A 14,054-nucleotide genomic window follows, 5' to 3' on the forward strand; every position below is an offset into this window, starting at 1 on the left:
ATTCTTCTTCGCCTATTCAACCGGCCATCATAATAGTATCGGGGTTGCGGGAAAGAGAAAGGTTCGCCACCAGGCCGCCCGCGGGTACGATATCCGGCGTGAACCGGCGAAACGACCAAGGTCCGCACGTCCGGCTTACGGCGCATTCCACCAGCAGTGGTTGAGCCGCTAAGTTGGGTCCGGTGGACCTGCACGACATTGTCGGCCGACTAGGCCAGCGAAAAGATCCGCGGCTTCTCGTAGGTCTGGAAACCTCCGACGACGCCGCCGTCTACCTATTGAATGACGACCTGGCTCTTGTGCAAACGGCGGATTTCATTACGCCGATCGTGGACGATCCGTTTCTCTTCGGCCAAATCGCCGCGGCTAATGCGTTGAGCGATATCTATGCAATGGGGGGGAAGCCGATCACGGCCTTAAATCTTTGCTGCTTTCCGCAGCAGGAGCTGGCGAAGGAGACTTTATCGGCGATTTTGGAGGGAGGACTCTCTAAGGTCGCGGAAGCGGGTGCGCTGGTGGTGGGAGGCCACACGGTTCGGGACAAAGAACTGAAATTCGGCCTCGCGGCCACAGGGGTCATTCATCCCAAAAACATTAAATCAAATCGGGGCGCTAAGCCGGGAGACGCGATTGTCCTCACAAAGCCGATCGGCACGGGCATCCTTTCGACGGCGCTAAAAAAGGAAAAGATCACGGAAACGGAGTTGAAGCCGGCCATCTCCGCCATGGCCGCGCTGAATCAAGAGGCGGCCGAAATCATGGTGCAGTTGAACGCCGGCGCCGCGACCGACATCACGGGGTTCGGCCTCGCCGTTCATCTCCTGAACGTAGCGAAATGGAGCGGTGTGGCTTCGGAAGTGCGGTTAAGCGAGGTTCCCTTGTTCGATCGAGTGAGGGAACTTTCCACCGAGGGAATAAAAACCGGAATCACGTTTGCGAACGAGCAGGCGGCTTTCGGGATGATTTCTTTTGATGAAAAAATCTCCCGCGAAGATCAGCTCCTCGTTTTCGATCCCCAGACTTCGGGAGGCTTGGCGATCTTTATCAATGAAAAGTTGGTGGCCTCTCTCCTGAAGCGCTTGGGAGACCGAGGAGTTCTCGCCCGCCGAATCGGCGGCGTCAGCGATGGAGACCCATTTCTCCGAGTAGTCGCTTAGTCCTCGTTTCGAGAGGAATAAGGGCAATAGGCACGTGTGCGCTGGAAATCGGCGTCATAATGCACCACCCAAGGAAGAAATACTCAAATAGATACAGCCGGTTAGGCAAGAGCCAACCCATTTCATCCGGGCGTGACCGTTGCACTAGTGCGTCTTCGTGTCGCGTTCGAGCTTCGCTTTTCCTTTTGTCCTCATCCTTGGTCAGGTCTCCGTCACTTTCGCCGGTGATTTTTCGGTTGCCACCGAATTTCCCGGAAATCCTTCCAATCAGATGCTCAATCGACCGGACCCAGCGGTCTTGTACGGACAAACGTCGTTGGATCAAGGACGCGTACTTCAAACCGATCGATTCGGATTTCAGGAACTGGGAAAGTTCAGCTTCGGACTCTCGGAACAAAGCCGCCTTTATGTCGTCGATACCGATTCACTTCCACAGCGGTTTTTGGGTTCTCCCACGACCCAAATGTTGGAACACCAAGTCGAACTTCGCCTGGAAGTCGACGCCGATCGCGGAACTCATTGGTTCACTCAGCTCAAATCGTTGTCCAGCCATCAGGGAATCGAGTCAATTGGAGGGACCGACGGTTGGGTCGATCGATATCGGGAATCGGCGTACTCGATTCTTCAGGGCTGGAAGCAGGAGCTGGGAAAAGGACTGTGGATAGAATTCGCCTTGGGCGCCGCCCGTTGCCAATCGCAAAGCTTGGGGACCGATGATGTCCACCCCATCGGCACGTTTCGATTGCGGAAGGATGCGGGCATCGTAAGCGTCACCGCTCGGGGGGGCCAAGATGTACGCGGTGGAAGTTCAGCAACCGGTATTTACGGCATGCAGATCGAGCAGTCCGGCGGTTTCGAAGGATCGGTTCAAATATCCGACCGGATCCGCTTTATTTTGGACTGCGTTTTGGCTCGCGCCGACGGGGCGTTTCGTCGGGAAAAAATCCTGGGCTCAGCGTATATTTTGACGGCGAGCGCAGATCTTGCGGTTCAGTGGAGTTCCCATCTTCAGACAAAGTTTGGTTTTTCGAATCGGCAGATGTTTTCCGAAGCCGATCTCATCCGAGGGGCGGCCGGGCCGATGGCTATGGTTTCGTTCTTGTACCGATTTTCTTAGATCAGTTCTAATAATCTGGATTAGGCCGCCGGCTTCTTCTCAGAAAGTTGCCGAATCGAACGCTGAAACTGGCGCTGCCGCCGATCGATGGAGAAAAGATAGGCGAGCGTGGCGATCCAAAAAACGAGATAAGCCGCGATCAAGTAAGAAAGATGATTCATACGTTCTCCGAATGTTGCAACCGGGCCGACGCCAACAGATTGCGATTTCGCTCCAGGCGGAAGCGGGCGACCATCAGCGAACTGAACAGTAGAACCATGGCGCAAAATGTAATGGCCAGTGTGGCTTGCATCTTAGGCGTCAGACCGCTGTTTTGAGAAGCCATGACGGAGGGGTGAATCCCCCGCCAAAGGCGAACGGAAAAGTGAATGATCGGCACGTCCAAGAAGGCGATGATGGCCACGATCGAAGTCACGGCGCGGCCTCGGGCCGAGCCTTCAAAATATCCGCGTAAAACCATGTAAGCCGCGTAGAGAAGCCACAAAAGGAGCGTGGTCGTGAGCCTCGGGTCCCAGTCCCACCAGGTGCCCCAGATCGGTTTGGCCCAAATGGGGCCGGTCAGCAGGACCACCGTACAAAAGAAAAAACCGACCTCGGCGGCGGAGACGACGAGTTCGTCCCAGTGGAGTTTTTTCTCCAGGAGGTAAAAAAGTCCCCCCAGGAAAGCGAGAAAGAAACCGATGTACATCGTGATGGCGCAGGCGACGTGGACGTAAAAGATTTTTTGAACCATCCCTTGTGTCGCCTCTTCGGGAGCGTAAAAAAAGATCGTCCCGAAAGCGGTTAAAAGGGCCAGGCTCGTGACGGCGTTTAATTTCACGACGGATCTTCTACCACAAAATCAAATAGAAGGGCGGAGGCGGTGAGAAAGATCAGGTCGAATCCCACCATGAGAGGGATTTCTTTCGGCGTTACGCCGGCAAAGACCTCGCCTGTGGCTTTTACGGCCGCAATCAATAACGGAATAACCACCGGGTAAAACACGACGGGCAGAAGCAATTCTTTGAGGCGAGCGTGCGTAAGAAGAGAGGCGAAGAGGGTTCCCACGGCGGCGTAACCGATGGTTCCGAGAGCCAGAACGGACGCGAACGCCGGCAGCCAGTCCCCCACGGCGAAATTGAAAAAGAGGATGAAGAAAGGGATCGTGAGGAGCTGGATGACCAGCATGAAGACCAGCGTCGTCACGAATTTGGCGAAGTACAGAGCGGTGCCTGTGCAACCGGCCAAAAGGAGCCCTTCGTGCGCGTGATCCTCTTGGTCCCGATGGGCGAGGTAATTCATGGAGATCGATCCCGAAAAGACCACCACCACCCAGATGATGCCGGGGGCTACCTTTTCCACGATCTGAGGGTTGATGCTGAAACTGAAATTGAAAATGACGAGGCAGAGCATGACAAAGAGAAACGTGGCGTACAGCATCTCCTTGGACCGGAGTTCGATTCGGACGTCCTTTTCCGCCAGTGTGAGCACCGTCGTGAGAAATCGAATCACTGGATCCGCCCTCCCGCGAGAGTGATCGTTCGATCGACCCAGCTCTCGACGATCGAGAGATCGTGCGTGGAACACAAAATCGTCGTTTTGCTTTTTTTCGATTTGGCGGCGTCGATAAAGAGCTGCCGGCCGCGTTGATCCAATCCGGTCGTCGGTTCATCCCAGAGAATCAGGGAGGGCGAATGCAACGTGGATCGGATGAGGGCGATTCGCTGGCGTTCACCTCGCGACAACGTCCGGACAAGCTCGTTTTCAAAGGCGCGCATTCCGAAACGATCCAGCTCTTCGGTGATGAGGCGCGGCGCGGGCGAAATCCCGTGCAAGGCGGCGTAGAAGTTCAGGTTCTGCCGAACCGTCAGATCCCCATAGAGAAATCCCTCCGTGAAGAGCGCTCCGATTTTTTTCCGAATCGAGGGCGACGAAAGCTCCTCTTCCGAATCCCCGAACAGGCGGACCTCTCCAGAAGAGGGCGCCAGCAGAGTCGAAACGATGCGCAGAAGCGTGGTCTTGCCGGAGCCGTTGTGCCCGACCAGCGCTACCGCCTCACCTTCCTTCATCTCAAGTTGGATGTGGTGCAGGACAAACCGCTCCGAAAACGCGCGGCTGACGTCGTTTAAGGATACGACGATCACGCGGCGGGTTTCGCCCTTTCTTCCTGTTGCAGATCAAAAAGAAGTTCGAGCCAGCGTTCCTTTTCCGAATGGTATTGAGCTGACGAAATCGATCCACCCTGAAATTTTCGCTCGAGTTCAGTGAGCGCCGCCAACCCCTGTTTCTTGGCCTGTTCCGACTCTTTAGGTGCGATCGGCGTGCGCGAAGGGCGCACGGCAAAATAAATGGCGGCCACGAGCACGGCACCGAGCCCCGAATAAAGAAGACCCGAAGCGACGTCGCCGGGCATGGGAAGTCCGGAAACCGTTAACGAGGTGGCTTCATTCGGACCGACGGGTCCTGAGGTGTAGAAATAATAAGACTTGCCCTTGATGGTTTGAGGGGACTGGCGGGTCAGCAGGGCACTCCGTATCCGGTAGTCCTTTTCGCTCAAGACGAGCGTCAATTTGTCCCGAGAGACCGACATCGGGAAATCGAAAGAGACGGAACGGTGTTCATAAGGAAAAAGATACGAGTATTCGACTTTCACGGCTCCCGAAGGGCCGGGAGCGATCGGAAGGCGCAAATGGAGTTTGGAAGTGGCTTCGTCCACCCGTGTGTTCTCCTGCGAAAGGCTCCCCATCAAATTCAGCTCGAATCCTCCTTTGGGGAGCGTGAGATCGATGGGCGTTCCCCTTTCCCCGCGCGGATCGTAAGGAGTGGTTCCCTCATTTCGGAGTTCAACGGAATGGCTGGCCTTGATGACGTTGCGACGGCCGAATTCGAGCAGGATGATTTCATTGCCGCGGATATCTCCGGGGTCAGGGCGCACCGGATAAATGACGAGGTCCGCCATTTGAAGCGATTTCGACCTGTGAAAGCGGTCCCCGTTGGACCGAAACGGCACTCCACCTCGCTCGGTTCCGGTTACGTAAAAATTCGCAGGATCGGTGTCGAGATCTACAAACCGATAGTTACCGGTGTTATCCGCCTTCGTCTCAGCTCCCGCGACTTCTTTTTGGTTGTGAAAGATTCGAAGCCGTACCACCGCGTTTGGGACCGGCTTCTCCTGGCCATTGGCCTGTTCCACGACTTTTCCGGCTAACTCGCCGCGGGAATCGGCTGCCCAAGCTGTTCCTGAGGCGAAGGCTAAGCCCGCGAAGGTGCAAAAGAGTAACTTCTTAACCATTGGCCGCGGCCTCCCGCGGGTGGCCGCACCACCCACAGAAGCGGTCTTGCGCGACGACGGATTTCCCGCACTTTGAACAAAACATTTTGCCGGACGGTTTTTTCTGGGTCGCGGGCTTGGGTCGAACGGTCTGAGGAATCCTGTTCTTGAGTTGACCGTCCACCGTCTCGAGAAAACGTTTCCATTCGTCATCCAAGAGATCCAGTTCCCGCATCGTCTCGATGGTTTTGGATTCGTATTTTTGCCGGAGCGCCTTGTAATCGTTGGCCGACAGTTTGCCGGTCTCGTAATCAAAGTCGAGTTCGCGTAATGCGAGGACGAAACCGGCTTTCTCCTCCCGGAGGTTCCGGCGCCGTTCAGCGGCGGATCGGCCCGTGGGAGCCACGGCTAGAATGTTTCCACCGCCGGATTCTTTACGGAAAAAGGGAAGGCCGATGAGTCCACCCGCCGCTACCGCGATCAAAATCGTAAACAGAGTGGACATGGGCGATCAGGTCTGTTCTTCCGTACCGTAGAGCTCCCGATCGAGCTCTTTTCGGTACTTTTCATCCGAAACCTGAGGACGGGGAGAGGGTTCGTCTTGGACCGATGGCTCTTTTCGCCATTTTCGAATGATCACCGACACGGCCAGAAGGCCGGCAGCTAACGCGGCCGCAGGAACAATCCAGGCTGTTCGGTTGAAGCCTTGAGGGACGGGGGAGGTGAGGACCTTTTCACCGTCTCGACTTACGAAGTATTTCAAGATCGTGGCTTCGTCTTCCCCCCGGGCCAGGCGCGCGCGGATCTCCGCCTTTGCGGGCTGTGCCCACTCATCGCAGGAACAGGATGCGAGATCGGGAAAGCCGCAGCCGCAAAGGCATTTCAATTGTTTTGAGATCGATTCTTCCGTCGCTCCTTGAGCCATCGCCGCCGGAACGGACGCGGTTACGGCGGCGCCGAAAATTACCAAGGCCAGCGCTGCGGCCCTTGCGATTTGCTTCACCGCAATTTGGCTCCCCGCAGGCCACATCACAATGAAGGTTCCAAAAATGAGGCAAAGTCCCCCCAGCCAGATCCACTGCACGAGGGGATGGACGATCACCTTGAGGAACGCCGACTGGTTGTTCGGGTCGTACGTCAACAGCGCCATGTAGAGATCTTCGCGCAGCGAACGCTGGATGGAGACCTGCGTGTTGGGCTGGGCCGGCTCGCCTCCCACATGGCTCTTATAAAAGACCCGGGCGGGATGCATGTCGGTAAAAGGGGCCCCGTTCTTGAAGACGCTGACGTTGGCGTAAACGGTGTCCTTGTGAGCATCTTGTTGGTCGCTCAAGGAGTCGTATCTCACGGAATAGCGGCCGATGTTCTTGGTTTCGCCGACCTTGAACTGCATCTCTTCTTCGACTTTAAAAGCCGAGCCGGTGAAACCGACGAAAAGCATGACGATCGCGACATGCACGATATAGCCGCCGTACCTCCGCCGGTTGGTCGCGACCAGGCGCAAGAGCGCCGTAACGAAATCTTCGTTAAGCGTGCGGCACCGAACGGCGATCCCCTTTCGGTATTCGCCGACAATGCTGGCCAAGACGAACGCGCAAAAGGAGAGCGACGCGACGACGTAAATCTGGCGCGTAAAGACGATCGTTACGACGGATGCGACAATCGCTATGGCCACGGGCAAGAGAAAATTCTGTTTCAATTGTTCCGGCGTGGTCTTACGCCACGCCACGATCGGACCGATCCCCGTCAGCAAGAGCAGAAGGAGGCCGATCGGAACCATTACGCTGTTGAAAAACGGCGGGCCGACCGTGATTTTGGTTCCTCGAATCCATTCGGAAAGCACGGGGAAAAGGGTCCCCCACAATATGGCGAACGCCCCGCCCACCAAAACGAGATTGTTGAAAAGAAACGACGATTCCCTGGAAAGAAAAGAGTCGAGTGTGTTTTTGCTCTGAAGATCTTTGAGTCTATAGATCACGAGCGATCCGGAGACCGTGATCGCGAAAACGAGGAAGCCGAGGAAATACGAGCCGATTCCCGATTGCGCGAACGAATGAACCGACGAAACGATTCCGGAACGGGTCAGGAACGTGCCGGTCATCGTGAAAAGGAAGGAGAGAATGACCAGAACCATGTTCCAAGTTTTGAGCATGTTCCGTTTTTCTTGAATGATGACGGAATGGAGGAACGCCGTGGCCGTCAGCCACGGCATGAACGCCGCGTTTTCCACCGGATCCCAAGCCCAATATCCTCCCCATCCGAGGACTTCGTAGGCCCAGGACGCGCCGAGGAGATTGCCCATGGAGAGGAAAAACCAGGCCAAAAGCGTCCAACGCCGGATCTGAAGAATCCATTGGTTGTCCAGACGGCCGGTCATCAGGGCGGCCATGGCGAAGGCAAAGGGAACCGTCATTCCGACGTAGCCCAGGTAAAGCGAGGGGGGATGGATCACCATGTAATAGTTCTGCAGGAGTGGATTCAGCCCTCGGCCGTCGGCCGGCGTGAACGGCAACGTGTTGAAGGGATTGGTCGTAAAAACCAGGATGACGAGAAAGAATGTCGCGATCGTCATCAAGGTCGCGATGACGTACGGAAGAAGTTGGTGGGAACGGTTTCGCTGAACCCACATCACCGCCGAGGAGTAGACGAAAAGGACCAGCACCCAAAAGAGGAGCGATCCCGCCTGTCCGCCCCACAAAGCAGCCACCTTATAGAAGCCGGGCATCGTCGAGTTGGAATAGGAGTAGACGTATTCCACCTGGAATTTTCCGGTGAGAAAACAGGCGATCAACAGGCCGGCACAGGTCGCTACAATTAGGCCGGCGGCCCAAACGGCGTTCCGGCTGCTCTCCACCAGCGCCGGCCGGCGGGTCCTGGCGCCGAGGATCGACATCACGACGGCATAAACGGTCACGACCAGACCTAAATGAAGGAGAATATTGCCCGCGGTCTCCATCTAAGGGGTCCCGGTCTTGGAAGCGCCGCCGTAATTGGGCTTTAATTTCTCTTCGTACCGAGAGGCGCACTTCGCCAAAACGTTGGATGCATCGACGGTTCCGCGCTCGTTCAATGTGCCCGTGACGACGACATCTGCACCTTCTTTGAACGTATCGGGGACGGCCCCCCGGTAGTCCACGGTCACGGCTTTATCGGCGTTTTCCACCCGAAAACGGATGAAGAAATCCTTTTCGGATTTTTCCACCGAGCCCATAGCCACCTTGCCCGCCACTTTAAGTTCCTGGCCCATGTACTTCTTCTCCTGCGCCAGAAGCTCGTCGACGGTGACGTAGTATTGCATCGATTTCGGAAGCAACGTGACGACGACGATCGCCAGGCCGACCGCGATAAAAAAGAAGCCGATCACGAACTTCGTTTTCTTTACATTCACAGGGCTAACCTCGGGCGTATGTTTTGCCGTACCTCGCGCACTTGTGCAACAAGCTTCGGCAACAGTTCCACAACGCGATCGATGTCCGCTTGCGTCGTGGACCAACCGAGCGAAAGCCGAAGCGAGCCGTGAGCCTGTGTCGGAGAGAATCCCATGGCCAACAGAACATGGGAAGGCTCCAGCGAACCGGAAGCGCAAGCGGCTCCGGTGGAGCCGTCGATTCCCTCGAGGTCGGCCGCGATCAGAAGGGATTCCCCGTCAACATTCTCGAACATCAGGTGAGTGGTGTTGGGCAGGCGAGTTTCCGCGCGCCCGGTGACTTGGGTGCCGGGGATACGATTCAACAATTCGCTTTCCAACAAATTCCTAAGCCGTTCCACGCGGCGGTTTTCCTCCACCCCATGATCTCGAAGGGCCCGGCACGCTGCACCGAGCGATAGAATGCCGAGGACGTTCTCCGTGCCTGTGCGCCTCCCTTTTTCTTGATGGCCTCCGGACCAGATCGGTTCCAAAGGGCTCCCTTTTCGAACATAAAGCGCGCCAATACCCGAAAGGGCACCGAGTTTATGGCCGGATAACGACAAATAATCGACTCCCAATTCGGCAACGTCGATCGGAAGTTTCCCCACACTCTGAACGGCGTCGGTGTGAAAAGCCGCGGAGGCCGCTTTGGCCTGTTGAATCATCGTGGGAAGCGGATGCACGACTCCCGTTTCATTGTTCGCATGTTGGATGGAAACGAACTTCACGGGAGAGGCCGTATACGCCTCGAAGTCGCTTTTTCGCAGTCCTCCGGTGCGCTCTGCGCCGACATAGGAGACCCGGGCACCCCGATCGTCCGCTTTTTGCGCGGCAGCCAACACGCAGGGGTGCTCCATGTTCGACGTGACGAGGGTCTCACCCGCTTGCGAAAAGACTTGCCACGCCAAAGCATTGGATTCCGTTCCTCCGGACGTAAAAAGAATTTCCGACGGTCGTGCTCCGATCCGTCGTGCGACCTCTTCACGCGCTTCATCCACAGCCTTTCTCGCCCGCCTTCCGGAGGTATGCACGCTGGAGGGATTGGACAACGAGTGAGTGCTGAATTGCGAAAGGACTTCTCGAACTTCGGGTCGAAGGGGGCTGGTGGCGTTATGATCCAGATAAATTCGAGCGTTACGCATGGGCCGGGGGCGGAGATGACCAGACGGGGGAGAGTTCGTCAACCAGCTCAAGTCGCACTTTCCTATGCGTGGAAACAGAAGTTTACACTTGGGCAAAAAAGTGGTTCCGCTCAGGACCTGGTTCGTCCCCCCTAGATATAATTATTTCAATAATATTAGGGCGTTGTACTAGAATGTCGAGGGTTAGCAAATGGTACGGAAATCGCAAAAATAGGTCAGGGGTATTGGTGTAAATGAAGACGGAAGCGAAAAGATTGCGGGTGGTTCGAAGCGACGAGGAGCTTCACCTTGCCGTTCGGGACGTCATTCCGGCGAAACGCACGATAGACGTCCTTCCCCTCGATCGCGCTCTTAAAGGGCTTTGCGATCGTTTTGGGCCGGAAGTCTACTCAACCCTATTCGATCTGATTTACCACGTTGAATTTTCGCCCGACCAGGCTCGAAAGCATTGGTCGCAACTGATTCGACGGCACGACGAAATGCAATCCAAGCTTGGAACCGATTTGGACTTCCGAGTTTCGGGCCTGGAATACTTGACGGCCAATGGCAATCTTTCGAATCCCACGATTGTGGAAACCGACGATTTCGTGAGAATCCGCCACGATACCGTGACGGACGGATTGACCGGCCTTTACAATTTCAGGCATTTCCGACGGTCCCTTGAAAAAGAGGTTTCCCGAGCCAATCGGTATCGCACTCCGCTTTCTCTCTTGTTCATCGACGTGGATCACTTCAAGAAATTCAACGACCAGTGCGGTCACCCGATTGGGGACCTCGTTTTGAAACATGTGGCGGAAGTCATCGCCGGGTCGATTCGGTCGTCCGATCTCCCCTGCCGCTATGGCGGGGAGGAATTTTCCGTGATCGCGCCCGATACGGGTAAGGACGGCGCGATGCTTTTGGCCGATCGTATTCGTCGGGGAGTGGAAGCGCTTCAGGTGCCCGAGGCGGCGTTGGTGGGCCGAGTCGTTACGGTCAGCGGCGGAGTGGCTTCGTTCCCCGAAGATGCCACATCGGCGCATGAGTTGATCGCGCGAGCGGACGAAGCGCTCTATTCCGCCAAGCGAGACGGCCGAAACCGAATCGAGACGAGACGGGGCGAGCGGCGGAAAGTTCCCCGATTCGATGTTTCGATCCCCGGCACGTATTCCATTCTGCCCAACAGCCAAAAACCGCTGGCCACGAAGAATCTGAGTGAGGGGGGTGCCTTAATTCAATCCGATGTGCCCTTGCCTCCGGGGAGCGTGATCCCCATGGAAGTCTCCATCGAGAGGGATGCGGATCCGGTCCGTTTCCTGGGAAAAGTCGCCCATTTGAAGGAAGCGGTCGGCGAACGCCTATTTGACGTGGGAGTTTCGATTCTTCGAATGTCCCGCCTCGACGCCGGACGGTTACGTGAGTTCTTGGCGTCGCGCAGCGCATAAGGTAATCCCTTTTGGAATGAAGCCCGATCGCAAACGAGGCGCCGATTTGCGACTTCTCGCCAAAATCTTGATGGCGCCCCGCAATGAAAACGAAATGATCGCCTTCATCGAGGACCTTTTTTCCCCCGGGGAGCGGCAAGACCTCCTCGAACGTTGGCGGTTGGTGGGTTTGCTCCTTCAGGGGATCCCGCAGCGGGACGTGAGCGAAAAGCTCGGCGTCAGCCTGTCGAAGGTCTCGCGGGGTTCCCGGGTGGTTCAGTACGGTCGGGGCGCATTTGCGCAGGTTTGGACACGGCTGAAGAAATAAAAAAATTTGTTGACGATGTACCGATGTACCGATTTCCTTCGGGCGCCGCAAGGCGCTCTTTTTTTGTGCTTGACGGTGTTATGTTGTAGCGATACACACGAACGACTCTAAAGGTGCGGCGTCGGAGAAGTCTTGTGAACAAAAAACGCCTCTCAATTCCGGTACTATTTGGCTGGGTCGCGCTGATTTCCTCCTGCGGTTCGGACAATACTGCCGGCGGTACACCCACTCCCACGCCCACTCCGGTGTCCAGCATTACGCTCACGCTGACCGGATCGGGAGTAAGTCCGAAAACCGCGACTGTTTCGGAGGGTGCGGAGGTTACGTTTCTCAATAGTGACTCCGTCTCCCATGACATGGCATCCGACCCGCATCCTATGCACACCGATTGTCCGGAGTTGAACGGCTCGACGATCGGCCCGAGCGGCAGCCGCTCCGTCACGATGGCCAGTCGCTCAGAAACATGCGGTTTTCACGATCACCTGAATCCGGGCACCGCGGCCTTTCAAGGCACCATCACGGTGCAGTGACAAGGGAGACGGCCGTCTCTTATGCGCTTGCCGTCGGCTTCCGTGGCAGCGGCGGCGTTCCCGAAGGCGCAGGCGTTGTCCCGCTCCCGGACTGGCGGATGATGTTGAGCGCCAGGGCGATCATCGAGCCGGCGTCGGTCAGATTCGCGGGAAGAACCATCGTATTCCCCGCTTTTGCGAGCTGCCCGAGCTGAGCCACGTATTCCTCCGCCACCCGCAACTGAACGGCGTTTAGGCCACCGGGGGTCTGGGTCGCCTCCGCGACTCGGCGAATCCCTTCCGCCGTCGCCGTGGCGACGGCGAGGATCGCCGACGCTTCCCCTTCCGCTTCGTTAATTTGTTGTTGCTTCTTCGCTTCCGAGGCTTTGATCACCTGTTGTTTCTGACCTTCCGCACTATTGATCGCGGCGTCGCGCTGCCCTTCCGAAGTTAAAATGACGGCTCTTTTTTCCCGTTCCGCCCGCATCTGTTTTTCCATCGCGGCGAGAACATCTTTTGGAGGAGTGATGCTCTTGATCTCGTACCGGAGGACTTTCACGCCCCACGGCTCGCTCGCTTTGTCGAGTTCACTGACCACTTGGTTGTTGATGTAGCCTCGCTCTTCGAAAGTCTTGTCCAGTTCGATTTTCCCCACCTCGCTCCGCAACGCCGTTTGGGCGAGCTGTGTGATGCCGAAGATGTAATCGGAAATGCCGTACGACGCCCGTTCCGGATTCATGATTTTCAGATAGAGGATCCCATCGATGTGGACCTGGACGTTGTCCCGGGTGATGCAGACCTGTTCCGGAATGTCGATGGCGGTTTCCTTCAGGGAATGCCGGTAGCGAACGACGTCGAAAAAGGGGACCAGGATGTGAAACCCGGCGGTCAGCGTTCCGCTGTACTTGCCCAGGCGCTCGACGACGTAAACCGTTTGCTGAGGAACGACGATCGCCGTTTTCGCGATGATGACGATGGCCAAGAACGCCAGAACCAAGACAACAACCAAACCTCCGGTCATGTGCAATCCTCCAGTCATTTTTCGGCCCGAACCGAAAGAGTCAATCCGTGTATTCCATCTACGATCAATCGCTGGCCTTTGCCGATCGTCGTGGGTCCAATGTTTCGGGCGCTCCACGACGCTCCACGCAGTTCCACCTTGCCGACCCCTCCGGCCGCGATCTCTTCCGTAGCCGTGGCGGCTTCACCGACGAGATTGTCGACCTCTTTTCCCTTCAGCAGTGGTTTAATTTTTTCCAGGAGCGGTCGTCGGAAGATCGCGAGGGCGAGGATCGAGATCGCGGAGAAAAGGAGCCACTGCTCCCAAATCGGCTCGATGAGTTCAAGCCCGACGAAAAGGGCGATGAACAGCGCTCCGATTCCGAAGAAAAGGAGATAGAACCCCCCCGGTGATATCAATTCGGCGCCCAAGAGCACCAGGCCGAATACCGCCCAGATCCACCATGCCATTGTTGGGCAATATACCTACGCCGACATGCCAGGGCGAATCATTTTCGGGATTATGTTGGCACGTACCCGTCGTCCGGAACACGGGAATGCAACTCAGTCCAAGACCGAACGGAGGGTACGGTAAAGAACTAGAACCGGTCTCATAAATAGCTTCTGCTCCGCCCGGCTACAAAGGCTGCCAGCTGCGTTCTCGGGACCAAATGTCCTCAACGTACTGCAGAGAGTACGCTTCCGGGCATTTGGCCCCTGCGGCCTTGCTGACAGCCTTT

The 14,054-nt window shown here is 56.4% G+C and carries 16 protein-coding genes; 5 read left to right on the top strand and 11 right to left on the bottom strand.

Features of this window, described 5'->3' with window-relative positions; translation table 11 throughout:
- Positions 1-98 precede the first annotated feature (98 nt).
- On the top strand, positions 99-1,157 hold the full coding sequence (gene selD / locus VI895_07640; protein ID HLG19670.1) for a selenide, water dikinase SelD: 1,059 nt from the start codon (positions 99-101) through the stop codon (positions 1,155-1,157).
- 271 nt (positions 1,158-1,428) lie between these two features.
- Positions 1,429-2,274 carry a hypothetical protein gene (locus VI895_07645; GenBank protein ID HLG19671.1) on the top strand — a complete coding sequence of 282 codons (846 nt, stop codon included), beginning with the start codon at positions 1,429-1,431 and terminating at the stop codon, positions 2,272-2,274.
- Between the two features lie 20 nt (positions 2,275-2,294).
- Here the strand turns inward: VI895_07645 and VI895_07650 are convergent, their stop codons facing one another.
- Genes VI895_07650 through VI895_07690 form a run of 9 tightly spaced genes read right to left on the bottom strand, consistent with a single transcriptional unit; the run spans position 2,295 to position 10,075 of the window.
- Positions 2,295-2,435 (bottom strand): CcmD family protein, encoded by a 141-nt coding sequence (locus tag VI895_07650; GenBank protein ID HLG19672.1) that lies wholly within the window; start codon positions 2,433-2,435, stop codon positions 2,295-2,297.
- Positions 2,432-3,094: a cytochrome c biogenesis protein CcsA gene (ccsA, locus tag VI895_07655; GenBank protein HLG19673.1), complete on the bottom strand. Its 663-nt coding sequence runs from the start codon at positions 3,092-3,094 to the stop codon at positions 2,432-2,434. Before ccsA ends, VI895_07650 begins: the two co-directional genes overlap by 4 nt.
- The gene (locus VI895_07660) at positions 3,091-3,765 is read right to left on the bottom strand and encodes a heme exporter protein CcmB (GenBank protein ID HLG19674.1); all 675 of its coding nucleotides are present in this window, start codon (positions 3,763-3,765) and stop codon (positions 3,091-3,093) included. Before VI895_07660 ends, ccsA begins: the two co-directional genes overlap by 4 nt.
- Entirely contained in the window at positions 3,762-4,397 is a 636-nt protein-coding gene (locus tag VI895_07665; GenBank protein ID HLG19675.1) for an ABC transporter ATP-binding protein, read from the bottom strand. Before VI895_07665 ends, VI895_07660 begins: the two co-directional genes overlap by 4 nt.
- Positions 4,394-5,545 carry a hypothetical protein gene (locus tag VI895_07670; GenBank protein HLG19676.1) on the bottom strand — a complete coding sequence of 384 codons (1,152 nt, stop codon included), beginning with the start codon at positions 5,543-5,545 and terminating at the stop codon, positions 4,394-4,396. Before VI895_07670 ends, VI895_07665 begins: the two co-directional genes overlap by 4 nt.
- Entirely contained in the window at positions 5,538-6,029 is a 492-nt protein-coding gene (locus tag VI895_07675; GenBank protein HLG19677.1) for a zinc ribbon domain-containing protein, read from the bottom strand. Before VI895_07675 ends, VI895_07670 begins: the two co-directional genes overlap by 8 nt.
- 6 nt (positions 6,030-6,035) lie before the next feature.
- Positions 6,036-8,480 (bottom strand): cytochrome c-type biogenesis CcmF C-terminal domain-containing protein, encoded by a 2,445-nt coding sequence (locus tag VI895_07680; GenBank protein HLG19678.1) that lies wholly within the window; start codon positions 8,478-8,480, stop codon positions 6,036-6,038.
- Positions 8,481-8,912, bottom strand: coding sequence for a cytochrome c maturation protein CcmE (locus VI895_07685; GenBank protein HLG19679.1), 432 nt, complete (start codon positions 8,910-8,912; stop codon positions 8,481-8,483).
- Complete coding sequence (locus VI895_07690; protein ID HLG19680.1) at positions 8,909-10,075, bottom strand: cysteine desulfurase family protein; 1,167 nt, start codon at positions 10,073-10,075, stop codon at positions 8,909-8,911. Before VI895_07690 ends, VI895_07685 begins: the two co-directional genes overlap by 4 nt.
- A 233-nt stretch (positions 10,076-10,308) precedes the next feature.
- Here VI895_07690 and VI895_07695 point away from each other — a divergent pair, with 233 nt between their 5' ends.
- The 3 genes from VI895_07695 (at position 10,309) to VI895_07705 (ending at position 12,336) form a co-directional block, all read left to right on the top strand.
- Positions 10,309-11,499, top strand: a complete 1,191-nt coding sequence (locus VI895_07695; GenBank protein HLG19681.1) for a diguanylate cyclase — start codon at positions 10,309-10,311, stop codon at positions 11,497-11,499.
- A gap of 16 nt (positions 11,500-11,515) precedes the next feature.
- A complete protein-coding gene (locus VI895_07700; GenBank protein ID HLG19682.1) occupies positions 11,516-11,806 on the top strand; it encodes a Trp family transcriptional regulator in 291 nt (96 codons plus the stop codon).
- A 134-nt stretch (positions 11,807-11,940) separates the two neighbouring features.
- Complete coding sequence (locus tag VI895_07705) at positions 11,941-12,336, top strand: hypothetical protein (protein HLG19683.1); 396 nt, start codon at positions 11,941-11,943, stop codon at positions 12,334-12,336.
- Between the two features lie 19 nt (positions 12,337-12,355).
- On the opposite strand, the gene VI895_07710 is transcribed toward VI895_07705, so the two are convergent.
- Positions 12,356-13,336: a stomatin-like protein gene (locus VI895_07710; GenBank protein HLG19684.1), complete on the bottom strand. Its 981-nt coding sequence runs from the start codon at positions 13,334-13,336 to the stop codon at positions 12,356-12,358.
- Positions 13,337-13,350: 14 nt separating this feature from the next.
- Positions 13,351-13,785 (bottom strand): NfeD family protein, encoded by a 435-nt coding sequence (locus tag VI895_07715; GenBank protein ID HLG19685.1) that lies wholly within the window; start codon positions 13,783-13,785, stop codon positions 13,351-13,353.
- Between the last annotated feature and the right edge of the window lie 269 nt (positions 13,786-14,054).

Source organism: Bdellovibrionota bacterium (assembly GCA_035292885.1).
Classification (GTDB): Bacteria; Bdellovibrionota_G; JALEGL01; order JALEGL01; family DATDPG01; genus DATDPG01.